Raw genomic sequence first — 24,648 nt, 5'->3', positions numbered from 1 at the left:
TTCTATAGAATGATGTGTAGCCCTACATATATAAGGAAGCCAAGAAAAGTCCAGTTGTTTCATGATAAATTTCATTAAATTGAGAGAGAGGGAGTGGATTTATCCCTTTTCCTAACTCAATTGTGAATCCCGGCTTTCTTAATTCTTGAATAAACCAATCTTTATATCCTGCATGACTATCTACATTTTGGATCGCTTTATATCCACTCACTCTCGAAAATTCTTCTGCAATTGCTCTCGATTCTTCTGGTTCCATTCCTTCATATCCCCAATACAATTCTTTTCCCTGTGTATGTAAAGCTACTAATCGATCAAATTTTTCTTTTTCAACTAAATTTGCCATCACCTGAGACTCTGGTTCTGACAAAGGGCTATCTCCAGGATAGTCTCTTGGAGCAGGCGCTTTCGGTTCTTTTCGTTCCTTTTCTATTTCCCAATTAGATGGAAATTGATTATTTAAATCTACACCACGGATATTTGCTTTCCAGCCAGTAAAATCGCTGCTACCTGCATTTATGGAAATGATTTTTTCTTTTTCTTTCTCTAAAGGACCGTTTAAAACCAAATCAACTCCGTCAGGATTAACCATTGGTACAAGTGATAAATCAGTACCCTGATACAGTGGCATTGTTCGAACATTGCGCATAGTAGTTCCGTTTGTTAATGATAATAAAAAGTCATTTAAAAACGTCATTAAAATTCCTGTCGTAATCCATTCATTTGCATGGAAGGAAGCATTTATATGAACCTTTTTCTTTCCCTTTCCTATTCTGATTTCATCGAGATTTTTTCCTAATACACTTTTTCCTATTGTTTCCTTTTTAATGAATGGGAAGGCCTTTATTAAACGATTCATATCTGACTGTAGGGATGTATAGTCATACTTTTTCTTTCCCTGCACAAATCGTCCCACAATACGGTTTGGGATTAAAATCTCCTCTCCGACTTTAAGTTTATTAGGATTTAATTGTTGATTTAATAATAATATGCTATCAACCGAAATATTTCTTGCTCCTGCAATTTTCCACAGAGTATCCCCTTGCTTTATTTGATGGACTTGTGATTCAAATCCAGGAATTTGGATAGTTTCAGAAACTGCTAATTTATTTGGATTTACGCTAGGATTACTATCTAAAATAAGATTTAGGGGAACCATAAATAGTTGACTATAGTACCAAAGTGTATCTCCTGGTCTCAATTTAATCTCCATATGATCACTCCTCTCTCTATTTATATATATGAATCCCTGATAAAAAACATGCTTAGCAGCGATATAGCAATTGCATATTATAATTTTTTTATGAAGGTGCTGTTTTCTTACATAATTTGACCTATAAGCAGCACTAACGGATTTAATCATTTAAAATATATAAAAAAGCTTCATGACTAATATAGTCACAAAGCAGTTTATTGCTAATCTATTAACTAAACATCAATTAGTATCTTCCCTTACATCAAGCATTCCGTTTTCTTTATCATAAAAACGTAGTAGGTCTCCATAAATAATGCTATCAGAATACTGTAATTCTAAATTAGCCTGTTCTATATAGGGTTCACATGCATTACCGTCAGCTACTTCTCCTGTCGCGCGCTCATAACAAACCTCTTTAGTATATACATACTCTTCTGTAATAAAGCTACCATCTCTTAAAACAACAAATTGATTGTTTTTTTCTGAGAATAGATCTGAACCAAATTGGATATCATTTTTCGTTTCAATACCAAGCAAATGTAGAAGAGTAGGCTTGATATCCATTTGCCCCGAAACAGTTGAGAGTGTTTTCCCCTTCATCCCTGGAATATGGATAACAAAAGGAACTCTTTGTAATTGCGTACTGACAAAAGGAGTAACTTCTTCCCCTAATAATTCAGCCATTGCTTTATTATGATTTTCAGAAATTCCATTATGATCTCCATACAAGATGATAATACTATTTTCATAGAGACCTTCCTCTTTTAATCTCTCGATAAAAATTTTCAACGCTTCATCCTGATATCGAACAGTCGGTATAAAGTTATTTAACGTTCTACTTCCAGTTGTTAAAGGTTCAATTAATTTATCCTCTTCTTCCAGTTCAAAAGGAAAATGATTTGTCAACGTGATAAATTTACTGTAGAACGGCTCTGGCATTTCTTTTAAATGAGCAATCGATTGTTCAAAAAAGTCAATATCCTTCAATCCCCAACCAACAGAATTGTCCTCGTTTACCTCGTAATCATTAATTTCATAAAATCGGTCATATCCCAAGCTTTGGTACATAATATCCCGATTCCAGAAACTTTTATTATTTGCATGAAGGGAAGCTGTAAAATAACCATTTTCTTTCAAAATTTCTGGTGATGCTTGAAATTCATTTCCAGAATGGGTAAAGAAAACGGCCCCTCTGCTTAATGGATACAAGGAATTTTCGACAATAAACTCAGAATCTGATGTTTTACCTTGTCCAGTTTGGTGATAAAAATTATCAAAATAAAAGCTTTCTTTAATAAAATCATTTAAAAATGGGGTGATTTCTTCCCCATCCACTTCCCGGTTTACAGTAAAAGCCTGTGTGGATTCTAAGCTTACCATTATTACATTTTTCCCCTTAGCTATTCCAAACATATCCTTATTTGGTTCTGTATAATTCGCCTGATTGTAATTAACCATATCTGTTAACTCACTACCATCCGCAAAAGCTCTTTGCGCAGTAGTCTTTGTTTGAAGAAAAACATCATAAAGTTGGTAATTATACGTCCCAATATTTTTCACTAATAGCTCTCTGTCAAATGTCCTAGTTAGTAATTGCGTTCTCTGAGTTTCAGCTAAGCTTAAATTGAAAAAAGCTAAGCTTATCGTAAATAAATAGAAAATACTTTGCTGCATCCTAGTATATTTAGGAATTTTTAAGAATGCTGGCTTCTTTTTCATAATAAGCGCAAGTAGAATAATATCTACAAAGAAAAGAATATCTGTGAGATGAACCAGCTCTCTAACACTACTTCCTAAATCACTCATATTACTCGTCTGAAATAAGAGTGGCAGGGTTAAAAAATCGGTATATACACGGTAAAAGACAACATTTGCATATAAAACAATCGAAAGTGTCAAACTGGAGATGAGCACATATCTTTTTTGATTTTTCTCCGAAAGAAACATGGAAATACCCAAAATAAATAACAGGGAGCTTAATGGATTAATAATTAATATAAATTGTTGAATCGAATTTTCAATTTTGATATCAAAGCTAGTCATATATGCAATATTCGTTTTAATCCACAATAAAACTGTTGCAACCGCTATAAGTGATAGCTTTGACCATTCAAATTTATTCTTAAACAATGATGTATCCTCCTTACTATTGATCAAACAAAATCTCGACATAATCACTTTACACATTTTACAATAATTTTATTATATAAAGACAATCTTTATGAAATTTTAATCTAATTTTCATCTTTGCGTATTAATATAGTATATTACACTTTTTTAGACGTGCAACTAAAAGAAAAGTTTCAAAAACTTTTGCTTTTTTTAAAGTGTCCTTTTTATGAATATTCCATCTATTAATCTAGTAAAAAATCTTCTCCCGATTCAGAAGAAGATTTTGTGAAATATTTGATTTAAAATATGTCTGATACTCTCATCATTTGATTAATTTTTTGCAAGCCACGCAGCACCAATTACTCCCGCTGTATTCCCCAATGTCGCAACATCAATTACAGTTGATTCTGCTACACTTTTAAAAGAGAACTTCAAGAAGTTTTCTTTTACTGGATTTAATAGCACATCACCAGCTTTTGAAACGCCACCACCGATGACAATTTTCTCTGGATTTAAAGTATTAGCAATATTAGCTAGTACCAATCCTAAATGGAAAGCTACGAATTGGACAATTTCATTAGCTAATTCGTCCCCTTTTTTCGCTGCATCAAATACATCCTTTGCCGTAATAGCGCCGTCTTGATCTAACACAGAATGAAGTACACTCAACGTATGTCTTTCAGCCAATCTTTCTTTTGTCAATCGAACTATTCCAGTTGCAGAAGCAATCGTTTCTAAACAGCCTGTTTTTCCACAATTACAAGGAGCTCCGTTTTCTACAATAGCCGTCAAATGACCTATTTCACCAGCAGCCCCCTTCACTCCTTGCACAATATCACCGTTTATAATAACTCCGCCACCAACACCTGTGCCAAGAGTAACACAAACTAAATCTTTGGATCCTTCTCCAGCACCTTTCCACATCTCACCTAGTGCTGCACAATTGGCATCATTGTCAATTGTTACCGGCAAACCTAAATCTGCTTCAAGGCGCGCTTTTAATGGGAAGTTATCTGGCCAACCTAAGTTCACTGTATTGAAAATAACACCTGTTTTATAATCAAATGGTCCAGGTGCGCCCATCCCAGCACCTAAAACATCTTCCTTCGAGTGTCCTAATTCTTGCAATTTAGCATCGATAGATTTAGCAATGTCGGATGTAATATTTTTTCCATCTTCCGAATTATCTGTTGGGATTTCCCAATGATCGATTAAATCTCCCTTTAATGATAAAAAAGCGATTTTTACCGTTGTTCCACCTAAGTCAATTCCTGCTACCCATTTTTCCTGCATCATTAATTCCCCCTATTTTTCTGTTCCGATAATAGCTGTATTTCTTGATTAAGTAATCGCATAGCAGAGTCAAAATCTTGCTCTTTAATTAATTGAGATTGATACAATTCTTTTATTTCAGATTTCATTAATTGTAAATCGCCTACACGATCGCCAACATAAATAATCGTTCCATATTTTTTTAAAAACTGTTGCACATCATAAATGGTTTCCATGGTACCCCTCGATTTCATACATATTCGACTCACTGCAAAGGTTTGCATAAAGTGATAAATTAATCGTTTTCAAATTAAGTATATCGGAAATGAATCGTTTCCTCAACAGCAGATTCATTTCTCCCATTAGAATAGTAATAAGCAAGATAATGACTTTTACGCGAAATATTTTCATACCAAATTAAAGCCTAAACTACTCCATTTATCATATTTCTCTTCTTTTCTCATATATTAAAAAAAGTACCTCTAAGACAGGCTTTTAAAGTAAAATGATTTCCCATTAGATGGAGCGGTGAAAAAAATGAAAAAAGATTTTATTCGATTAAGTCTCTCTCTTATTATCCTTGTTGCTATTTTTTATATTTTTCAGCAAAAGCAAATTGCAAAGGAAAGTATAACTTATTTTCCAATTGATCCTACTGTTACTTTCCCAAAAGCAAATACTACCCTTACATTTCATAAAAAAAGATTCGATGAGTATAGCATTCTCTGGAAAAGCAATTCTTCTATTAACAAGCGAGCGTATTTACGTCAAGATATGAGCTTACTTTATGGAAATGGGAAGCTGATAAGCACGATGGGAGAATGGCGACAAAATACATTAGAACTTTCAGAAGAAAAGACCGTTGTGGAAAGAGAAAGCAACTATTTACAAGCAATTACTTTTCATTATGCTGAAATACATGATGCCAATGAAAGAATTTTCAGTTCTCAAAAAATTTCAGCAGACAATTTATATATCATTAATTCGAAGTTTGAGAGTGCACCACTATCTTTTCATTCTCCAAATAACTTAGTCGAAAAAGATTGGGCAAGAACATTAGATAAACAAGCATTAGATTATATTGAATACTCTTATCGCCAAGTATTAAAGAAATTTCATATTTCAGCTGAACAATATGATACAAAACTTTTACTCACAGAATTAAGTAAATTTAACGATACACCACTCCCAGATTTTTCAAAGGAACAAAGTGCAAAAATTCTTGGACAATTGACTGAAGGTCTTTATAAAAACTATTTCCTGGGAATTATGAAAGAAGACGGAACCATTGCTGATCCCATCGGCAGTTCTATCCCGGTGATATTAATTAATGACAATCATCTTCTTATCTTATTTACAACAAAGGACGGTGAAGCGATTGTTTTAAGACAGCAAATTTCTACTCTTTAATTTTATCCCATAATAAAAGATATTTTGGATTGTTTTCATCCAATTCTAAAGCTTTTTGTAAATATTCTCTTGCTTCTTCTAGATTCTTATCATAAAGACTGACAACTGCTAAATTATAATACGCTTCATGAAACTGTGGATTTAAATGGATTGTTTTTTGCAGATTTTTTTCAGCTGCTGCAAATTCCTTTTTCTTAAGCTGGATATAAGAAAGTAAAAAATAATAGTTCTCATTATTTTTAGTTTCAATTGTTACTAAAACATCTTCTGCATCATCATATTTTTCATCATTTACATAATTGTTGACCATAATAAATGCAGATTTGTCCCGATTTTGTGAAACCCCTGAACTCGATGAATAGGCAATGCCAATACCTATTAGCAATAGAGTAATAAGTAGCGCCCCAAGCTGGACTTTCCAGCTTTTTTTCTTTGGAAAATGGACGATAGCTGTTGCTAGAAAACCACCTACTAATCCACCAATATGTCCCGCATTATCGATTCCTTGTATAGTAAAGCCAAATATAAGATTAATAATGATAATAATAATGACATTCCAACCCATCACTCGAAAAAACAGCTTTGGAAATTGCCAGGCAAAATAAAGAAGTGCACCGAAGCATCCAAAAATCGCGCCACTTGCGCCAGCTGATAAAGATGGACTTATTAAATAACTTGCAAACACCCCACTAAATCCAGCAAAAAGATAAATGATGAAAAATCTACCATTCCCAAAAATTCTTTCTATTAATGGACCAACATAATAGAGAGCAAATGAATTCATGGCTAAGTGCAAAAAACCAATATGTAAAAAAATAGGTGTTATTAAACGCCACCATTCCCCCATAGCGATTAAATAATTTACTTTCGCTCCCCATTGAACCAATGTTTCGCTATTGTTACTTCCTCCGCCCCCTTCCATTAGAAGAAATATTATTACTTGAACGACAATAAATAAATAGGAAATAAACGGTTTGCCAAAGTTAAGTAACTGCCTTTCTTCTTTTTCATTTTGTTTTATTAGCTCAAGGATATTTTCTTTATAGCGCTCCATTTGATCGTCGCGTTCTTCTGATGTACCTGGTATGTCATTTAAGTTTGTTATTTTTCCGCCTGCTATTTCCCACTCGTCTACTGACCGATCAAGAAGAATAGTATTAATTTGCACTTTTTTATCAGGACTATTAAACAAGTGATTTACTAAATGGTCATAAGCATCTACAGGAGGAAAGGCAGTTATATACACGCTCTCTACCTTAAGTGAGCGTTTACGCAATGTGCGTCTTATCCTCTCTGCATTTAATGCTGTTCTTTCCATATCCCTACTTAACCAATTACTCCAATCAAGATCCATTTGGAACAACCGAATAATCGGTGTGTTTCCTCTGTTCTTTTTGCTCTCCAGCCAAATTTCTTGTTGATTTTCTGCTAGATAGATTACTTTATAACGGCATTCCACTATTAAAAAATAGACTATTCTCCAATACTTGTACGGTTCAATCACCATCTGTTTTCTCCCTACTCTCCAAACGCTGAAAGCTATATCTTCTCTATTTCATTTGTCCATTCATTAAATAAGACATTTTCTCTTTTTAGGAAATCACCTTTCCCTTTACAATACTATAAATGGTTGTTTTTTTCCTTTTTTTATCGCTTGAACGTCACAAAAATATTAATTCTTTCATTATGTAGAAATATGTAAATAACTTTAATAGAAGCAAATGCTTCACCATATCTTTTTCATATAAGATTGGTTGCTAAGGGGAGCCATTCTAAAAATTATACCCAATCAAGAATAAAAGGAAACAGATGAACTAAATACCCTGTGAATTATGTTTTCACAAGGTATTTAGAGAGATTATTGATAGATTGTATCTTTAGAACGACCAAAAACGGAATTCATCATCGTTCTTTTTACACTAGGAATATTCATCAATATCCTTACTGCATACTTCCGAATAAATGGATTTCTCAAAATAGTATTTATGACACGATACCGTTTCTGAAATAAATAATATCCACCTAAAGCAATTAGTAAAATGGAGAATACTCGTGACATTTTTCCATCCCTCCTAATGATTAGTTTGGTGAATATATTATTTTTTATCCGCATAGAGTAGTGAAAATATTCTCGTTTTTTATCGCTTGTAAAATAAAATGATCAATGATTATAAATGAAAAAAAAGATAGCTCAATGCCGCAAGAAAACCTGATAGAACATTCACCATATCATTGTTAAAAAGGGTGAAGCCTTTCTTCTTTACTACAGTCTGATGACATACCATTCTTGTTTCCACCATTTGACCACAAATTGGACATTGATACTCAACCTGTATAAATGCCCCTAAAAGGGTATCCAATACATTCCCTAGAAAACCAAAAAGAAAAACGAGAAAAAATCCCCACAGCTGAAGAGGAAATAATAATGTAGCTATAATAGCAATTAAAAATGAACCTGCTAATCCTGCCAATGTCCCTAATATGCTAACAGCTCCTGATGTTCCTGTTTCCGTCTCCTTAAAGGTTCGAATAGATAATGGTCTTCTTTTACTTAATGATCCAATTTCGGAAGCCCAAGTGTCTGAATTAGCAGCTGCAAGCAAAATAGCGAAAACCGTAATCCAAACAGACTCTTCTGTAATAAAATAAATAATACCTACAATAGCAGCAAATCCTCCATTTGCCATTACTTGTAGCCAATCTCTCCTAGAACCTTTTTGTGTTTTTTTCTCCATTGATTTTTTTGTTTTACTTTTGTACGTAGAAAGCATGCTAGAAGACACAAAAAAAGCTCCTAAAATAATTAGTCCCTTATAGCCAAAACCTAAAGCAATTCCACTGCCGACAAAAAAAGCTGCAATTGCACCGCTTTTTGTTAAAGACCTCCGTTTGTATGCGTAATAGGAGACAAATAAAATTACTAAAGAATACATTATACTACTCATTTGTACATAATATCCCTTCATTCGTGATTATTTTCTGTACAGCTAAATCATGTTTCTGAAGTGGTATTCTTTCTTTTACCTGCATAGAAAATGCTAACGAAATGGTTTCACCTTTATAGCTTTCTAAAAATCGGTCGTAATATCCTCCTCCAAAACCTATTCTGTATCCATTCCTCGAAAAGGCTAATCCTGGAACAAGGAGTAAATCGATTTCTTCTGGATTTGTTCGTTCTGTTTTTTCCATTATAGGTTCAAATAAATTGCTGTAAACCGATTCAAGCTGATTGAAACTCTCTAATTTACGAAAAAGCATTTGTCTAGTTTCAGGAATACACTTCGGCACACTTACCTCCTTTCCTAATTGCCAACACATACGAATGATTTGATATGTATCAACCTCTGGAAATTTGGAAATGGTAATTCCTATATGAGAAGCAGAAGAAAAGGAAGTATTGTTATATAGTTGAAGAGCTATCTGATAAGACATATGCTCATAATGGGGTTTACTGATTGCTTGTAGTTGTTTGATCATATTTGTTCGGAACTGTTTCTTTTCCAGCATATTATGTATACACCATCCTTACCATTTGTTTTTTAATATGAAAAAACAGAAGGGAGATATCCCTTCTGCTTATTTTGTTTCACGGTGAACGGTAGTACGTTTTTCTCTTGAGCAATATTTTTTTAGCTCAAGACGATCTGGATTATTTCGTTTATTTTTTTTAGAAATGTAGTTACGATCACCACATTCAGTGCAAGCTAACGTAATGTTTACACGCATGTTTATTTCCCTCCAAACTATAGGTTGCTAGTTCGTGCATACGACTTTTATATGATAACATCTTTTGTTAGGAAATGCTAGTACTTGTTTTCATTAGAATGTGATTCAGCTCTAAAACCTCTTTTTTTTCAGTACCAGTAATAGACCAAGCTCGGCTGATTCCAGTTGATTGAGGCATAATCTCCATGCTTAAGGAAAAAATGCTTACACTTGATCCTTTTGCCAATGGCTGATATTTAAGTATCCCCTTTTGATTATTCGTCCAAATATGCTCAGTGTGTACATTCCAAATAGGTTGTACCGTTCTCTGTTCAATACGGTTTGTATTATATTCTCCGTTTACCAAATAGAGCTGGTCATCAATAGAATGATAGATGACATTTTCCGTCGGAGAAACGAAAGAAAGATGCTCTTGGTATGCTTTTGGAAAATAATTTAACACTAAAATCTTTAATGTCTTCGCTTGTTGAGAATGATTTCTCACATAAATCTCGTTATATTGAATTTTAGAATGCTTGTGTATTTGCTTTACATGTACAGATATCGAATGTTCTGGTATCAATTTCTCATAGCCATTTTGAATCCAGTAAGTTTTTCCTTCAATCCAAATTCCAGGGGTAGTAGTTATTTTTTTCATAAGTAGCTTTCTTTGAGCACTTTGATAATCTTTTTGTAAATTAGCCTCAATCTTCACTCTACTTTCACCTACTCTACTATTTTTAATTAGATATGGATTCGTTTACCTTTGTATTTACTAGTAGTTCATCGAAAACTCTTTTTGTTTCTTCCCCAATTCGATTCCAGCTGAATAGTTGGCTTACTAATTTTTGACCATTTTTGCCAATCGTTTTGCCTTCTGTTGGATTTTCCAATAAATACTCGATATTTTCAACTAAGTTATCTGCATTATTTGGTTCCATAAATAAACCTGTTTCTCCATTCTTTATAATACCTTTTAAGCCACCAGTATGGGAAACAATCGTGGGAACTGCAAATATAAGGGACTCTAATGCTACAATTCCAAATGGTTCATACGAACTCGGAATCACAACGATATTAGCGTGAGCATAAAATGCATTTTTTTGTTCTCCGTGCAAATATCCTATTAATTGAACACATTCCGATAATCCATTTCTCTCGATAAATCTTTGATATTCTTCGTACATTGGCCCTACTCCAGCAATAACAAAATATAAATCTGATCGCTTTTTATGCAATTTTCTCGCTGCTTCCAATAAAGTACCAAAACCCTTTTCTTTTACCATTCTGCCCATCGCAAAAATAATTTTTTTATTTTTGTCTAAATGAAGGGATTCGACAGATGGAAAGGAAGCATTTTCAATTTGCATAGATTCTATTCCATTTGGAATAATGTTAATTTTTGATTGCTCTACTTCAAAAATGGACATTACCTCATCCTGCATATATTCACTGCAAACAATTAAAGAATCCGCTGCATGAATTAGTTGTCTTTCTTTCCCATGAATAAATTTTTGCATTTCCGTATAAATGCCACCATTTCTTCCATGTTCTGTCGCATGAATGGTTGCTATTAATGGAATATTTAATTGGTCCTTTAACGAAATTGCAGCAGCCCCTACAAGCCAATCATGTGCCTGAATTAGATCAAATGTCGTTTTCTTTCCTAACTCTATCGCTTTATCCCACATGGCAAGATTTAGTCCGCCGATCCAATGGATAAAATTTTGCTCTATACTATAAATTGGTTTAACACGATAAACGAATAAACCATTTTTTTCTTCTACATCTTCTGCCTTTTTCTGCATATCTTGGGCTGTAATAAGATGTACTTCATATCCATTTTTTATTAAACTGTTCGTTAAACCAACCACATGAGTACCAAGACCGCCGACTATATTCGGGGGATATTCCCATGATAAAATAAGTGCCTTCTTCTTATTTGATGGAATTATTTCATTTATTTTCGGGTTATTCATTTGTATGGTAGTATTTAATATTGGATGCACCTTTTCTCTCAAAGACATCCATTCCTTATCAATCGGTCCTTTCATAAATATACTTAATTGATTTGCTGCTTCCAGATAGGATGAAGCTTCTTCAGCCGTCCAATTATCTTGGTAGAGCAAAGCGCTTAACAATAGCCATTCTTTTTCCAACTGTTTCTGAACACTTTTCGCTTCATTTGATAACAGAACTTGTCTCCATTGATGTAGTTCTTTTTCTACAAAAGCCAAAGAAGCATATATATCACTTTGATTCTTGATTTGGCTTTCTCTATGTTGATCCAAAAAAGAAGAACAAAGATGTACATGATCCATCCCTTGACTAAATTGATTCAAATATGTTTCAGGAGTAATATGAACCATATAGCCTTCATCACATAAATAACGAATACTTTTATTTAATTCCTCTCCTATTTTTACATAGCTCTCTAAATCAATAGGTAGTGATAATATTGACTCATTCGTGTAATGATTATACGATTCAAGTACCTCCATAATCGCTTTATCCCACATTTGCTTTTGGGGATTTTTTTCTTGAAAAATCTGATATAAACTTTCTTCAACAGGAAAAAAAACAACATGATGGGGAGATTCAACAGCTAATCCTACATCGCTTGGCAATGGATCACTATGATTTATAGTTGCACTGTTTAGATAACTATATGTCAATTTCTCTTTTTGCAAATATAAATCTAATCCAGGCGAGAAATATCCTTCAGGAAACCAAAAGCCTTTTGGACGGTACTCTATATAGTCATCAATAATCGATAAACCCATTTCCATTTGCAATTGAACACCTGTACTAGTTGAAGCATTCGAAACTTGTGAAAAGGAAGCAGGGCTTGCAAGGAGTTCTATTCTATTATCTTGAATGAGTGATTTCATTATCTTTAATAAATTTTTATCTTTTTGTTGCCAATATGTTAGTAATTCAACGTTGCAGTTCTCTTTTTCTAAAAATTCTGTCATTTCTTCCCGAAATGACTGCAAATCTAATATTTCCATATATATTGGTGGTACAACAAGCTGAATGATATATGGAGAATTATTTTTTTCAGTAAGGAAAAGAAAGTTAATATATTGAATTGTGTGTTCATAAAATTCCCTTTTTTTATTCTTATCTTCCGAAAAATAATTCATAAAAGGAATGTTATTTATAACAATCAATTGAAAATACGAACCATTCATTTCTTTTTCACATCCTCTTGCTCTTCTAATTCATAATAGCTATAGGTACTTACATGCTCAATCCAATTCGGTATAGGATTGTCCCCTTTTTCCCAATTTTGTATCTCTTTTTCCATAGTACCAACTTGATCTTGTGAGATTCTCGGAGTATGTAATGGATTAGACTGTAATATCGGTAAAAAGGATTGGTAAACATCCAAGACTCCTATTTCAAAACAAAGGCTTCTGTTTGGAGACAAGTCTTGTAATATTATCGATTCCTGTCCATTCTCGACCGGAAGAAGGCGATAGCTATGTGCATTTCTTCCATTATAAATAATACTTGTTATATCATTAATCTTCACTGCCAAAGAGCAGGTTTCTGGGTCAATATCATAATAAGTAGAGATTAGCTGCCATTTCCCTTCAGGTATTCGCCAAAATACTAATGCAGTATTTTCACTTGTTAACCAAGCTTCCATGCCATTTTTCTTGGTTAATAAATCAACGCTTGTCCAAAAATGTTCTGAGACAAAGGGAATCTTTGGCTCTGTTTTTGTGGTTATTTGTTTCTCTTCTTCTTGTTCATTCTTCTCTTTTTCTTTCACGTACTTTTTCCATTGGTATTGAACTTTACCTACAGTTGAATTTAGTTCCATGGCAATTTTACGGAAAGAAAGCCCTTTACGTCTTAAACTTACAATTTGTTCAATCAATAGAAATAGCACCTCTTTCTAGATTTTTGATTTCCCTCTTTCTGACAATCTTGGGTGTATGTATCGCAAATTACTAGTATATGTCTACAAGATACTTTTTAGTTCCTATTTATACTATTATGTTACCACTGAATGGGGGATGCCACAATGAACAGATTTTGTCGGATTGCGCTTAAACTTATGTACGTTCATCTTGAAGGTGCAAAAAAATTTTTCTACCTTGTATCTGCTTCCTCTAGTAACCGAAATTCGACATATGCCTGCTTAAATGCAAGTAGTATTACGACATATTCCTAAATGTTTCGCAAAAAAATCGAGTATTGTCTCCCGGTTGAGAAAAATGGCTGATGAATATTTTTTGTTATCTTATAGCAATTTTCATTCATTCCTTCCATAAGTTACTTTGATTAAATAGGAATTATTGATTGATAATGATAAAATATCTTAGACTGGACTGTTTTACTGCAAAGATAAAGATGATTTCTTTTTTCCTATTGAACAACAATCTTTTAGAAAACAGCTTTTTTTAAATAGTCTAATACTATTAATTTGTGACATGAGGTGAATTATGTTAATTGTAACGCTAGTATTATTAGGGATTTCTTTATTGCTTCTTCTACTATCTTTTTTTCTTCGTGATCCTATAAAAGACTTACGCGAGGAAATAGATCAGCTATCGATTCAGCAAGTACAGGAACTATATAAAATGAAAAAGAAATTAAAAGTGTTAGAAGAGGAATTAATGATTGGTGAGGAAGATTTTTCTTTTAAATCTCCTTCTTCTGTAAAAGAAATAAAGCCAATCCAAAATGAAAATACTCCATCTATTCATGCCATCATTAAAAACCAAGTTTGGACACTTGCAGCAAGTGGAGTTCCAATTGATCAGATTGCCAATCAATCATCCCTATCCATTTCTCAAGTTCAACATATTATTAACGAACGGGAAGGACAATAATGAAATGAAGAAACAAAGTTTACGTTCATTCGCTATAGGAATGCTCCTTTCAGCTAGTGTGATCGGTAGTTATTATTTCTATATGGAAAAAAACACTCACCAAGATGAAAACTTCCTAAACACAAATGATGCGACTACATACCTTAAAAAACAGGGTTTTATCGTTTTAAGTAATGTAGAATATGAGGAACTGAACAAAAGCATAGAGGAAAATAAACAAGAACAAGCAAAGTCTGATACAGAGGCAAATAATAAACAAGAGGAAGCTGAAAAAGAAGCACAAGAGACATATTCCTATACGCTAAAAGTTAAAAGCGGTATGAGTATTTCCACAATTGCTGAATTATTATATAAAAATAAGATCGTTAAAGATCAAGAAGAATTCGAAACATACTTAATCGATAACGATTACCACACAAAAATTCAAGTTGGCAGCTTTCGTTTAACGAGTGAGATGAGTCATAAGAAAATCGCTGTGACTCTTACTAAGTAAATAGCGCTTCTTTAGGATGGTATAAAAGCATTCTTGTCAGGACGAAAAAACCAAACAATCAGACAATAGTTTCTAAGATTGTTTGGTTTTTTATATTAGTTTTTTAAATGACGTTTATAGTAAAAATTTGTTGTTTATGCCTGTTGCCTTATTTTTTTACCAATCGTATTGTCTGCCTTTAACTAAATAAAAAATATTTTCAGCTATATTAGTAGTGTGGTCGGCTGCTCTTTCTAAATAGCGACAAACAAATGTTAGTTGAGAAATTTGATGTAAATATTCAGGTTTATTTTTACTGATTTCAAACAGCTCCATAAACGCTTGTTTGTTTAAACTATCTACCTCATCATCCATCTCAGCAATTTTCCGAGCTAACCTTGTGTCCTCTTCATTATATGCATTTAAAGATAACCGTAACATTTCATTCGTGATTTCCAGCATTTTTTTGACATGTACCATCGGTTTTACTAAATCCTGATTACCTATTCTAATAGTAGCCTTTGCTATATTCACTGCAAAATCTGCAATTCTTTCGATATCTGTCGCAATCTTTATTCCAACAATAATTCTTCTTAAATCAATAGCAACAGGTGCCTGTTTTGCAATAAGAAGAATTGCAAAATCATTTATTTCTTCATACAACCTATCTGCCTTTGCATCATCATCAATTATTTCTAGAGCCATCTCGATGTTTTGTGTCTCAAGTGCAGCTAGTGATCTTTGGAGAGCTTGAATAGAAAATTCTCCAAGCTCTGTCAATTTTCCTTGTAGTTCCTTAAGCCCTGCTTCAAACTTCTCTCTAACTGGCATGATAAGAGTCTCCTTTTTCGGGTGTTGAACTGAATTTATTATCCAAATCTTCCTGTAATATAATCTTCGGTTCTTTTATCCTTTGGATTTGAGAATATTTTATCTGTTACATCAAACTCAACAACTTCTCCATTTAAGAAGAAAGCTGTTTTATCAGAGATACGAGCAGCTTGCTGCATATTATGTGTAACAATAATGATGCTATAATTTACCTTTAGTTCTTGAACTAGCTCTTCTACTTTTAATGTCGAAATTGGATCAAGTGCAGAGGTTGGCTCATCCATAAGAATAACATCTGGTTCTATAGCTAGACATCTAGCAATACATAGACGCTGCTGCTGTCCGCCAGATAGTCCATATGCATTCTGATTTAATCTATCTTTTACTTCATCCCAAATTGCTGCACCTCTTAGACTTTTTTCCACAATTTCATTTAATATTTTCTTATCACGAATGCCATGAATTTTAGGACCGTATGCCACATTTTCATAAATTGACTTTGGAAATGGATTCGGTTTTTGAAAGACCATTCCTACTTTTGTTCTTAATTCTTCCACTCCATAGTCTTTGTCAAAAATATTTCTACCACGGTAATTAATTTCACCAGATGTTTTTACACCTGGCACTAATTCAATCATACGATTTAATGTTTTTATATATGTCGATTTCCCACATCCAGATGGCCCAATAATAGAAGTTACTTCATTTTCAATAATATCTAAATCTATATTTTTCAGCGCATGGTTATCCCCGTACCATAAATTAAGCTGATTTGTTTTATAAACAGAATTTTTTACCTTACCATCTAAATCATTACTTTCTACTGCTTTCTTCACTTTATCTACAAAGACTGTACTCATTTGAAGTTCCCCCTATACGTTTAATAACGCTTTTGAAATTTATTTCTAATCAATACTGCAATAGAGTTCATTAAGATTAATAGCACTAAAAGAACAATTATTCCTGCTGCTGCAAGACTCTGAAATTCTTCTTGTGGTCTTCCCGTCCAGTTATAAATTTGCATTGGTAATACTGTAAACATATCAAAAACTGTTCTCGGCAAGAATGCAAGGAATAAAGGAAGACCCAATACAACTAATGGTGCTGTTTCTCCTATTGCACGTGAAAGTGCCAATATCCCACCTGTTAAAATGCCAGGGATAGCTGCCGGCATTACCACTCTAACGATTGTCTGCCATTTTGTTGCACCCATACCGAGAGATGCTTCTCTTAATTCACTAGGTACAGATCGGATTGCCTCTTGAGCAGCTACAATAATAATTGGCAGAACCAATAAGCTCATTGTTAAACCTGCAGCAAGCACACTTGTTCCAAGTGACATGGCACGAACAAATAAGGTTAGTCCTAATAAACCAAAGACAATTGATGGTACACCAGCAAGGTTTGATATATTGATTTGGATAAAATTCGTAAACTTATTTTTATTCGCATATTCTTCTAAATATATTGCAGTCCCCACTCCAATCAAAAGGGAGACAGGTGCAACTACTGCCATAAGCCACACAGTTCCTATTAAAGCAGTATAAACCCCTGCATTTTCAGGTTTACGGGATGGCAAGCTTGTTAAAAATTGAAAATCCAAATAGCCAATTCCTTGAGTCAATACTCGATAAAAAAGGATAGCGAGAATAACTAAACCAAATAAAGTCGCGCTAAAAAATAATCCTCTCATTATGACATTTTTCATTAATCTCGGTTTCATTTTTTTTATAACATTTGAATGATTTATCAACTTCATCTTAATATTCCTCCCTAAAACGACGAGAAATGTATTGGGCAAGCAGGTTCATTAAGAAGGTAAACAGAAATAGTGTAAATCCAACTGCATAAATACTGTAATAGATTGTTGTCCCATATCCTGCATCTCCTTGGCTAACTTGAACAATATAGGCTGTCATAGTTTGAATTGATTCTGTTACATTGAAGCTAAGATTAGGTGTACTTCCACCAGCAACTGCTACAATCATTGTTTCTCCAATTGCTCTTGATAACGCTAAAACAATAGAAGAAACGATACCAGAAACGGCAGCTGGCAAGACAACCTTAATTGCTACTTCAAATTTTGTAGAACCCATCGCTAAAGCCCCTTCACGCATTGATCGTGGAACTGCACTCATGGCATCTTCTGATAAAGAAGCAATCATAGGTGTAATCATAATGCCGATCACAATTCCTGGACTTAATGCATTGAACATTTCTAAAGAAGGAATAATTGATCTAAGCAATGGTGTTATAAAGGTTAAAGCGAAAAACCCATAAACAATCGTAGGAATACCTGCTAGCACTTCTAAGATTGGCTTAATTATTCTTCTTGTTCTATCACTCGCGTACTCACTTAAAAAAATGGCCGATGCCAGCCCTATAGGCACAGCAACAATACCTGCAATAATGGTTACTTTTAATGTCCCAGAGACAAGTGGCATAATTCCAAATGTTCCTGGTTCGGAAAATGGATACCATGATTTACTTGTTAAAAATTCTTTCATATTCACTCTTTCAAAAAAAGTGAATGTTTCAATGAGTAATGTAAATAAAATACCAAGCGTTGTTAAAATCGATAATATAGCAGTAATTAATAATACTTTAGGCATTATTTTCTCTAGCATTTTACTTAAATTATTTTTTTGTTTTTTTTCTGCAATTAATTCCTGAATAGATGGTGTATTTCTGTTTACTTCTTGTTTCATCATGTTTTTCAAGCCCCCCTTAAATCCAAACACCAAGATGGAAAGCCAAGTACAAAGCTTTCCATCAAAACTTATTACTTCAGTCCTTTAATTAACTCTAAATCTTTTTCATATTCTTCATCTGGTAATTTTACATAGCCTACATCTTCTGAAAGCACTGCTGCATTTTCAATCATAAATTCAACGAAATCAGCTACTTCTTCTTTTTCTACAGATTCATTTTTCACATAAGTGAATAATGGTCTTGATAATGGAGAGTATTCTCCGCTTTCAACTGTTTCATTTGTTGGTTCAACTGGACCGTTACCACCGTCAATCGGTACTACTTTTAAGTTATCTTTGTTTTCTGCATAATAAGCATATCCAAAGTATCCAATTGCGTTTTTATCCCCTGTTACACCTTGTACTAAAATATTATCGTCTTCTGATAATGTCGCTGCTTTAACTATTGGTTGTTCTTCTAGAATTACTTCATCAAAGTAATCGAATGTTCCAGAATCTGTTCCTGGTGAATAGAATTTGATTTCTTCCTCTGGCCATCCTTCACGTATATCAGACCATTTTTTCGTTGTGCCATCTTCTAGCCAAATTTTCTTTAATTCATCTACTGTTAAATGGTCTACCCACGTATTGTCTTTATTCACTACAACGGAGAGTCCATCATATGCTAATCGTAATTCAGTATAATCAATTCCTTTTGCTTCTAATTCTGTTTTCTCTTCCTCTTTAATTGGGCGAGATGCATTACTAAAATCAGTCTCACCTGCGATAAACGCTTTAAAGCCTCCACCTGTACCAGATGATGCAACAGAAACTTTTACATTTGGTTGCTCTGCTTGATATTCTTCAACGATTGCTTCCATAATTGGATAAACAGTTGATGAACCGTCTAATTTAATTTGTCCTGTTAATTGTTCACCAGCATCATTATCATTTGATGAATTAGCATCATTATTTCCGCCACATGCTGCTAATGCTAACATTGTTCCAATCATTGCTGTTAATCCTACTGTTTTAAGGCTCTTCATTTTTCTCTTTACCCCCTAAGGATGGTTGTTTTGTCTTACAAGTTAACTATAAGTCTTTAGTATTAATTTGGTTTTAACTGTTTGTAAATCAATGTAAACGCTATGTAAATTTAGGGGGTTGCCTTACATTTTTTTGAAATTGCTTAACAATTGGGTCTACCATTATTAAAAGGCTTTTTCTTTAACAAAATGCAAAAAAGGGCAAAACTAATGGAAAATAGTTTGCCCTTTTTCTATTATTCTTTTTCTTCTTTTTCCTCGTCTTTTTGTCTTTCTTTTTTCAAATCGAAATATGCATCCAATACACGTTCACCGATTTTTTTATTTGCCCCATTATCAACACTTCCTTGGTATGCCCATGGAACCATTACTGCCATCGCAACTTCTGGATTATCAGAAGGAGCATAGCTAATTAAGCTTAAATTCATGACTTGAGGAGGTATTTCCCCATAATCACTTCTTGATGGTCCATCATAAAACGCCTCCGCAGTACCTGTTTTTGCTGCAGGAGAATAATCTTTTCCACCTAAGTTAGAATAAGCGGTACCCTTTGGAGTTTGAGCTACCATCTCAAATCCTTGCTGAACTCGTTCAATCCATTCTGGTTTAACATCTACTGTATTTAATACCTTTGGTTTTACGGTTTCTACAACTGGTCCTAGTGTGCTATCATCTGCTACAGGTTCACGAATTTCTTTTACAATATGTGGTTCCATCCTTTTCCCGCCATTCGCGATTGTGGAAACATATTGCGCGAGCTGCATATTTGAATACGTATCATATTGCCCAATCGATAAATCTAGTAGGAAACCTGGCAATGTATCTTGTCCTTTAAACCCAACTTGTTCGTTTGGCAAATCAATTCCGGTGCGAATTCCTAATCCGTACTGCGCAAATTCGTTTCTAACTAATGAAAAGTCGCTCAGCTGTACAGATAACGGTTGACCATATACATAATTTGCACCAGCCATCTTCATTACTGTACGGAACATATAAACGTTAGAAGAGCGTTGCAATGCAGTCAGGTCATTAATTGGTCCCATTGTTGTCCAAGATTTCTTAATTGTGTTTCCGATTTTTACAGGTGTATCATTCCACACTGTTCCAGGAGAAATTGCTCCCGTTTTATACCCAGTTAATACAGTTGCACCTTTTACAACAGATCCTACGTTGTACGTGGTTGTAATATTACCAAGTGCATCATCTTGAACTTCCAATTTTCCTGTTTTTTCATTTTTTTCTAGTCGTTTTCCGGCCATGGACAGAACATCTCCTGTATTTGGATCCATTAAAACCACATAAGCCCTATCAAGCAATTTTGTTCCAGAAAATGTCTTGGCTGTTTTTAATTCTTCCTCGATTATTTTTTCTACTTCTAATTGAAGTTCCATATCAATGGAGAGAACTAGATCATTTCCTCGTTTTCCTTCTGATATGACCTCGGTACTTACGATATTGCCATTTTTATCTGTTTTATTGCGAATTTTCTCTTTTTGTCCTTTAAGAACATCTTCGTATTGGAGTTCTAAGTAACTTGTTCCTACTCGATCATTTCGGCTGTATCCTCGTGAAAGATAATAATCTAATTTCTCTGCCGGTAATCCTTTCTCTGCGGAACTAACACTCCCTAAAACAGATTTTAACGTATCACCGAATGCATACGATCTTTCCCAGTCAGTTGTTGTATCTACACCAGGTAAGGATTCTAAATTCTCGCTTACTACTGCAAACTCTTTGTCACTGACGTCTTTATTTTTCACCATTTGCGGTGTTAGTTTGTAGCCACTAATAAATTCGCGATAGATTGCTAAAACCTCTAAATCATGATTAGAAAGTGTTTTTAAATCCTCCTCCGTAATTCGATCCAGCTGCAATTGATATACTTCTGTATTATATTCGTCTTGATCTGGATACTTCTCTGCTAAAGCTTTTTTTTCTGTATCAGACACCTTCTTACTTGCCTTCTCTTCATTTTTTATGATCCAGTAATCCTTTTTTTCACGTTCTGTTACCTTTTTTGTATCTTTAATAATATACTGGGAAAGCAACTCAGCTGTTTCGAGCATCTTTTCTTGCTTTGCACCTGAATTCGTATATGTAATCGCTTTTTGTGCAACATTATCCACAATTACTTTTCCAGTAGTATCATACATTTTCCCACGGGGCACAGAGGTATTTACTGTAACATCTTCTGTTTTCTCTAGCTCTCTTTTATAATCCTCTCCGTAAACAATCTGCACAAAACCTAGTCGCAGAATTAAGGCGGAGAATAATAAAAACACTAAAAAGAAAATAATATTAAGACGTACAGGTATCGTTTTTTTCTTTTTCTTTTTTCCCACCGTATAATCACACTTTCCTTGAATATTCTTTTTCTATTGTAATAGAAAACAGGAGATTATTCTATTAATAACTAATTGGAATAATATGCTAGAATCGACTAAGTTGTGCTATTTGCATTTTTCCTACTATATTATTTATTAATATGAGAGAAAAAACGCCTATGTATCCACGTTTCTTTCATCCAAAAAACACCAAAAGGGGCTGGGACAAAACTAAATAACTAACTTTTAAAGACGAACAATCTCTAATTTAGCTCTTAAATAAAGCTACTTTCTCATGGATCTAAGTTTTTAAAACTAGTCAAGTGTAAAAACTAAGTCGTTCCATTGCGCTACGGACGCTCGCTTTCCGCGGGGAGGAAGCTGAGCCTCCTCGCATGCGCTGCGGGGTCTCAGCCTTTCCTCTATTTCCCGCAGGAGTCGAGCGTCCTCCGCTCCATTACACTTCGTTTTTTAAACCTTTTTCCAAAATAATAAACGCGAATATTTATGCGGATTAACCGCATAAATATTCGCGTTTATTATTGGTTGAAATGCTTATGTCCCAGCCTCTTTTATCGTAAGTCTATTAATCTAGTCTTTTTCTTTCTTTAATTCAAAGTATTTATCCATTACACGTTTTCCGATTGTTAAGTTCGGGGAAGGACCATTATTTGTTGTATAAACCCACGGAACCATTACTGCCATTGCTACTTCTGGATTATCGGACGGGGCATATGTTATTAAACTTACATTCATAACTTGTGGTGGTTCTTCTTGCTTATTTAATGGATCATAATAAAAAGCTTCTGCGGTCCCAGTTTTTCCAGCCGGACTATAGGAAGCACCTGCAAAGACACTTCCTGTCCCTCCTGGCTGCATTACCATTCGAAAACCTTTTTGAATTTGCTCCATCCAACCAGGTTCCAAATCTAACTTATTTAATACCTTGGGTTGAATTTCCTGAACAATCGGTCCTAATTGCCCCTCTTCGCTGGATGTCTCTCTTATTTCTTTCACTAAGTGTGGCTGAATGCGATAACCACCATTTGCGATTGTTGAAATGTATTGTGCTAATTGCATATTTGTATAGGTATCATATTGTCCAATGGATAAGAACATTAAATTTGCTGGCTGATTTGGATCAATTGCTCCTTTAAAACCAGCCATTTCATTTGGCAAATCAATTCCTGTTCGCACACCTAATCCAAATTCAGAAAAAGAATTTCTTATCTTTGGGTATGCATCCAAATCAATGTTTAATGGCTGCATATAAGCATATTTTCCCTTTCCTATCATAATAGCCGTTTTAGCCATAAAAACATTGGATGATTGCTTTAAAGCAATTAAGTCATTAATATTCCCCATTGTCTTCCAGGACTTAAAAGGGTTAGAACCCTTAATTTGCATCGTTGAATCATTAATATATGTCGTACCAGGACTTAGAACCCCTTCTTTATAGCCTGTGATTACCATAGCACCTTTTACGACTGAACCCACGTTATAGGAAGTTGTAATATTCCCTAACGCAAAATCATTAACAATTTGTTTTCCTGAATCATCATCTGTTCCTAATTGTTTACCAGCCATTGTTAATATTTCCCCTGTATGAGGGTCCATTAATACAACAAATGCTCGATCTAAATACTTGGTACCAGCATAACCGTATTTCGTTTTTTTTAATTCTTCCTCAATGATTTTCTCCACTTCCAGCTGCAAATCCATATCGATGGTTAATACTAAATCATTTCCTGCAGATCCATTCGATAAAATTTCCGAGCCTACAATGTCATCTGTTTTATCTTTAATATATTTAACCTTTTTCTTTTGCCCTTTTAAAACATCTTCATATTGCTTTTCTAGATAGCTTAGTCCAACTCGATCGTTCATGCTGTATCCTTTAGCTAAATAGCTGTCTTTTTCTTCAGCTGGGACTCCTCTTTGAGAGGTGCTCACATTTCCCAAGACAGTTTTTAAAGTGGAGCCAAATTCATACTCTCTATCCCAATCTCGAAGGGTGTCTACTCCAGGTAATCTTTCTAAGTTTTCACTAATAATGGCAATTTCTTTATCGGTAACCCCTTCATTTTTTACAATATGGGGAGTATAAAAATAACCGCTTTGAAACTCTCGATATATCGCTAATGTTTCCATATCTAAATCGGTTAGTTTGTTTAAATCTGTTTCAGATATGCTATTACGCAATAGCTCATCATACGCTTTTTGATATTCCTTTTTGTCGTCTTTATACTTTGACGCAAGCTGTTTCTGATCTTCTTCTGATATCTTTGTCTTTGCTTCATCTGGATTGATTAAAATCCAATAATCTTTCTTGTCTCTTTCTGAAATCTTTTTAAGATCTTTATCGCTGTCCATTTTAATAATTTTTGCTAATTCTTCAGCCGTATCCCGCATTTCTTCTGCTGTATACTTCTTCCAATTAGTATATGTAATGGCATTCTTGCCTACATTGCTTACAATACTTTTACCTGTTCTGTCATACATTTCTCCCCTTGGAACAGAAGTGCTAATTACGACATCCTCTTTCTTTTCTACTTCATTTTTATAATCGTCTCCATACACAATCTGTACAAATCCTAATCTTAAAATAAGTGCTGAAAACAATAAAAATACCATAAAGAATATAAGGTTAACTCTTAAAGGTATTGGATTTCTCTTTTTTTTCTTTTTTTCTCCCACTTTTAAAACCCCACCATTTCCTCCAAAACTCTCCTATTTTCTATTTTAAA

Annotated in this window: 23 protein-coding genes; 4 read left to right on the top strand and 19 right to left on the bottom strand. The window is 34.0% G+C overall.

What is annotated here, in order from left to right; translation table 11 throughout:
* Window positions 1-22: 22 nt before the first annotated feature.
* The 4 genes from ACWNMZ_RS13170 to ACWNMZ_RS13155 all read right to left on the bottom strand — a co-directional run bounded on the left by ACWNMZ_RS13170 (window position 23) and on the right by ACWNMZ_RS13155 (window position 4,812).
* The gene (locus ACWNMZ_RS13170; protein ID WP_031535341.1) at window positions 23-1,210 is read right to left on the bottom strand and encodes a M14 family metallopeptidase; all 1,188 of its coding nucleotides are present in this window, start codon (window positions 1,208-1,210) and stop codon (window positions 23-25) included.
* A 222-nt stretch (window positions 1,211-1,432) separates the two neighbouring features.
* On the bottom strand, window positions 1,433-3,322 hold the full coding sequence (locus ACWNMZ_RS13165) for an LTA synthase family protein (protein WP_048717685.1): 1,890 nt from the start codon (window positions 3,320-3,322) through the stop codon (window positions 1,433-1,435).
* A gap of 312 nt (window positions 3,323-3,634) precedes the next feature.
* Window positions 3,635-4,597 (bottom strand): ROK family glucokinase, encoded by a 963-nt coding sequence (locus ACWNMZ_RS13160; RefSeq protein ID WP_031535344.1) that lies wholly within the window; start codon window positions 4,595-4,597, stop codon window positions 3,635-3,637.
* Window positions 4,598-4,599: 2 nt separating this feature from the next.
* Window positions 4,600-4,812, bottom strand: coding sequence for a YqgQ family protein (locus ACWNMZ_RS13155; protein ID WP_031535346.1), 213 nt, complete (start codon window positions 4,810-4,812; stop codon window positions 4,600-4,602).
* 301 nt (window positions 4,813-5,113) lie between these two features.
* Here ACWNMZ_RS13155 and ACWNMZ_RS13150 point away from each other — a divergent pair, with 301 nt between their 5' ends.
* Window positions 5,114-5,986, top strand: a complete 873-nt coding sequence (locus ACWNMZ_RS13150) for a hypothetical protein (protein ID WP_031535348.1) — start codon at window positions 5,114-5,116, stop codon at window positions 5,984-5,986.
* Here ACWNMZ_RS13150 and ACWNMZ_RS13145 read toward each other — a convergent pair.
* The 8 genes from ACWNMZ_RS13145 to ACWNMZ_RS13110 form a co-directional block, all read right to left on the bottom strand.
* Complete coding sequence (locus tag ACWNMZ_RS13145; protein ID WP_031535350.1) at window positions 5,976-7,493, bottom strand: rhomboid family protein; 1,518 nt, start codon at window positions 7,491-7,493, stop codon at window positions 5,976-5,978. The genes ACWNMZ_RS13150 and ACWNMZ_RS13145 overlap by 11 nt on opposite strands.
* Window positions 7,494-7,844: 351 nt before the next feature.
* Window positions 7,845-8,045: a hypothetical protein gene (locus tag ACWNMZ_RS13140; RefSeq protein WP_031535352.1), complete on the bottom strand. Its 201-nt coding sequence runs from the start codon at window positions 8,043-8,045 to the stop codon at window positions 7,845-7,847.
* Between the two features lie 109 nt (window positions 8,046-8,154).
* On the bottom strand, window positions 8,155-8,931 hold the full coding sequence (locus ACWNMZ_RS13135; RefSeq protein WP_284561212.1) for a DUF92 domain-containing protein: 777 nt from the start codon (window positions 8,929-8,931) through the stop codon (window positions 8,155-8,157).
* On the bottom strand, window positions 8,924-9,493 hold the full coding sequence (locus ACWNMZ_RS13130; protein WP_031535356.1) for a 5-formyltetrahydrofolate cyclo-ligase: 570 nt from the start codon (window positions 9,491-9,493) through the stop codon (window positions 8,924-8,926). Before ACWNMZ_RS13130 ends, ACWNMZ_RS13135 begins: the two co-directional genes overlap by 8 nt.
* A gap of 69 nt (window positions 9,494-9,562) precedes the next feature.
* Entirely contained in the window at window positions 9,563-9,712 is a 150-nt protein-coding gene (rpmG, locus tag ACWNMZ_RS13125; RefSeq protein WP_016204868.1) for a 50S ribosomal protein L33, read from the bottom strand.
* A gap of 67 nt (window positions 9,713-9,779) precedes the next feature.
* Window positions 9,780-10,406 (bottom strand): hypothetical protein, encoded by a 627-nt coding sequence (locus ACWNMZ_RS13120; RefSeq protein WP_048717683.1) that lies wholly within the window; start codon window positions 10,404-10,406, stop codon window positions 9,780-9,782.
* A gap of 25 nt (window positions 10,407-10,431) precedes the next feature.
* The gene (locus ACWNMZ_RS13115; RefSeq protein ID WP_048717682.1) at window positions 10,432-12,885 is read right to left on the bottom strand and encodes a glycosyltransferase; all 2,454 of its coding nucleotides are present in this window, start codon (window positions 12,883-12,885) and stop codon (window positions 10,432-10,434) included.
* Window positions 12,882-13,580 (bottom strand): DUF4912 domain-containing protein, encoded by a 699-nt coding sequence (locus ACWNMZ_RS13110; RefSeq protein WP_031535362.1) that lies wholly within the window; start codon window positions 13,578-13,580, stop codon window positions 12,882-12,884. The genes ACWNMZ_RS13115 and ACWNMZ_RS13110 overlap by 4 nt, the downstream gene beginning before the upstream one ends.
* Before the next feature lie 147 nt (window positions 13,581-13,727).
* Here ACWNMZ_RS13110 and ACWNMZ_RS13105 point away from each other — a divergent pair, with 147 nt between their 5' ends.
* The 3 genes from ACWNMZ_RS13105 to ACWNMZ_RS13095 all read left to right on the top strand — a co-directional run bounded on the left by ACWNMZ_RS13105 (window position 13,728) and on the right by ACWNMZ_RS13095 (window position 15,031).
* On the top strand, window positions 13,728-13,877 hold the full coding sequence (locus ACWNMZ_RS13105) for a hypothetical protein (RefSeq protein WP_155986733.1): 150 nt from the start codon (window positions 13,728-13,730) through the stop codon (window positions 13,875-13,877).
* Between the two features lie 271 nt (window positions 13,878-14,148).
* Window positions 14,149-14,538 (top strand): hypothetical protein, encoded by a 390-nt coding sequence (locus ACWNMZ_RS13100; RefSeq protein ID WP_031535364.1) that lies wholly within the window; start codon window positions 14,149-14,151, stop codon window positions 14,536-14,538.
* A 4-nt stretch (window positions 14,539-14,542) separates the two neighbouring features.
* Window positions 14,543-15,031, top strand: coding sequence for an endolytic transglycosylase MltG (locus ACWNMZ_RS13095; RefSeq protein ID WP_031535366.1), 489 nt, complete (start codon window positions 14,543-14,545; stop codon window positions 15,029-15,031).
* A gap of 156 nt (window positions 15,032-15,187) precedes the next feature.
* Here ACWNMZ_RS13095 and phoU read toward each other — a convergent pair whose 3' ends face one another.
* The 7 genes from phoU to ACWNMZ_RS13060 all read right to left on the bottom strand — a co-directional run bounded on the left by phoU (window position 15,188) and on the right by ACWNMZ_RS13060 (window position 24,535).
* The gene (gene phoU, locus ACWNMZ_RS13090; RefSeq protein ID WP_031535368.1) at window positions 15,188-15,841 is read right to left on the bottom strand and encodes a phosphate signaling complex protein PhoU; all 654 of its coding nucleotides are present in this window, start codon (window positions 15,839-15,841) and stop codon (window positions 15,188-15,190) included.
* A 38-nt stretch (window positions 15,842-15,879) separates the two neighbouring features.
* Entirely contained in the window at window positions 15,880-16,701 is an 822-nt protein-coding gene (pstB, locus tag ACWNMZ_RS13085) for a phosphate ABC transporter ATP-binding protein PstB (protein WP_031535370.1), read from the bottom strand.
* A gap of 20 nt (window positions 16,702-16,721) precedes the next feature.
* The gene (pstA, locus tag ACWNMZ_RS13080) at window positions 16,722-17,600 is read right to left on the bottom strand and encodes a phosphate ABC transporter permease PstA (protein WP_031535372.1); all 879 of its coding nucleotides are present in this window, start codon (window positions 17,598-17,600) and stop codon (window positions 16,722-16,724) included.
* A gap of 1 nt (window position 17,601) precedes the next feature.
* Complete coding sequence (pstC, locus tag ACWNMZ_RS13075; protein WP_031535374.1) at window positions 17,602-18,552, bottom strand: phosphate ABC transporter permease subunit PstC; 951 nt, start codon at window positions 18,550-18,552, stop codon at window positions 17,602-17,604.
* Window positions 18,553-18,623: 71 nt separating this feature from the next.
* Window positions 18,624-19,577 carry a PstS family phosphate ABC transporter substrate-binding protein gene (locus ACWNMZ_RS13070; protein ID WP_031535376.1) on the bottom strand — a complete coding sequence of 318 codons (954 nt, stop codon included), beginning with the start codon at window positions 19,575-19,577 and terminating at the stop codon, window positions 18,624-18,626.
* A 236-nt stretch (window positions 19,578-19,813) separates the two neighbouring features.
* The gene (locus tag ACWNMZ_RS13065; protein WP_031535378.1) at window positions 19,814-21,919 is read right to left on the bottom strand and encodes a peptidoglycan D,D-transpeptidase FtsI family protein; all 2,106 of its coding nucleotides are present in this window, start codon (window positions 21,917-21,919) and stop codon (window positions 19,814-19,816) included.
* 573 nt (window positions 21,920-22,492) lie between these two features.
* Window positions 22,493-24,535, bottom strand: coding sequence for a peptidoglycan D,D-transpeptidase FtsI family protein (locus ACWNMZ_RS13060; RefSeq protein WP_048717107.1), 2,043 nt, complete (start codon window positions 24,533-24,535; stop codon window positions 22,493-22,495).
* Between the last annotated feature and the right edge of the window lie 113 nt (window positions 24,536-24,648).

The organism is Niallia sp. Marseille-Q9988, assembly GCF_976954375.1.
Note: the sequence above shows the minus strand (reverse complement) of the source record. Positions and strands in the feature narration are given on the sequence as shown.

Excerpts from the sequence above, each read along its gene's own strand:
- ACWNMZ_RS13100 (WP_031535364.1), top strand. The coding sequence starts at position 14,149 with ATGTTAATTGTAACGCTAGTATTATTAGGGATTTCTTTATTGCTTCTT.
- ACWNMZ_RS13095 (WP_031535366.1), top strand. The coding sequence starts at position 14,543 with ATGAAGAAACAAAGTTTACGTTCATTCGCTATAGGAATGCTCCTTTCA.
- ACWNMZ_RS13105 (WP_155986733.1), top strand. The coding sequence starts at position 13,728 with ATGAACAGATTTTGTCGGATTGCGCTTAAACTTATGTACGTTCATCTT.
- ACWNMZ_RS13145 (WP_031535350.1), bottom strand. The coding sequence starts at position 7,493 with ATGGTGATTGAACCGTACAAGTATTGGAGAATAGTCTATTTTTTAATA.
- rpmG (WP_016204868.1), bottom strand. The coding sequence starts at position 9,712 with ATGCGTGTAAACATTACGTTAGCTTGCACTGAATGTGGTGATCGTAAC.
- ACWNMZ_RS13155 (WP_031535346.1), bottom strand. The coding sequence starts at position 4,812 with ATGGAAACCATTTATGATGTGCAACAGTTTTTAAAAAAATATGGAACG.
- ACWNMZ_RS13150 (WP_031535348.1), top strand. The coding sequence starts at position 5,114 with ATGAAAAAAGATTTTATTCGATTAAGTCTCTCTCTTATTATCCTTGTT.
- ACWNMZ_RS13115 (WP_048717682.1), bottom strand. The coding sequence starts at position 12,885 with ATGAATGGTTCGTATTTTCAATTGATTGTTATAAATAACATTCCTTTT.
- ACWNMZ_RS13140 (WP_031535352.1), bottom strand. The coding sequence starts at position 8,045 with ATGTCACGAGTATTCTCCATTTTACTAATTGCTTTAGGTGGATATTAT.
- pstB (WP_031535370.1), bottom strand. The coding sequence starts at position 16,701 with ATGAGTACAGTCTTTGTAGATAAAGTGAAGAAAGCAGTAGAAAGTAAT.
- pstC (WP_031535374.1), bottom strand. The coding sequence starts at position 18,552 with ATGATGAAACAAGAAGTAAACAGAAATACACCATCTATTCAGGAATTA.
- ACWNMZ_RS13060 (WP_048717107.1), bottom strand. The coding sequence starts at position 24,535 with ATGGTATTTTTATTGTTTTCAGCACTTATTTTAAGATTAGGATTTGTA.
- pstA (WP_031535372.1), bottom strand. The coding sequence starts at position 17,600 with ATGAAGTTGATAAATCATTCAAATGTTATAAAAAAAATGAAACCGAGA.
- ACWNMZ_RS13170 (WP_031535341.1), bottom strand. The coding sequence starts at position 1,210 with ATGGAGATTAAATTGAGACCAGGAGATACACTTTGGTACTATAGTCAA.
- ACWNMZ_RS13130 (WP_031535356.1), bottom strand. The coding sequence starts at position 9,493 with ATGCTGGAAAAGAAACAGTTCCGAACAAATATGATCAAACAACTACAA.
- ACWNMZ_RS13160 (WP_031535344.1), bottom strand. The coding sequence starts at position 4,597 with ATGCAGGAAAAATGGGTAGCAGGAATTGACTTAGGTGGAACAACGGTA.
- ACWNMZ_RS13135 (WP_284561212.1), bottom strand. The coding sequence starts at position 8,931 with ATGAGTAGTATAATGTATTCTTTAGTAATTTTATTTGTCTCCTATTAC.
- phoU (WP_031535368.1), bottom strand. The coding sequence starts at position 15,841 with ATGCCAGTTAGAGAGAAGTTTGAAGCAGGGCTTAAGGAACTACAAGGA.
- ACWNMZ_RS13070 (WP_031535376.1), bottom strand. The coding sequence starts at position 19,577 with ATGAAGAGCCTTAAAACAGTAGGATTAACAGCAATGATTGGAACAATG.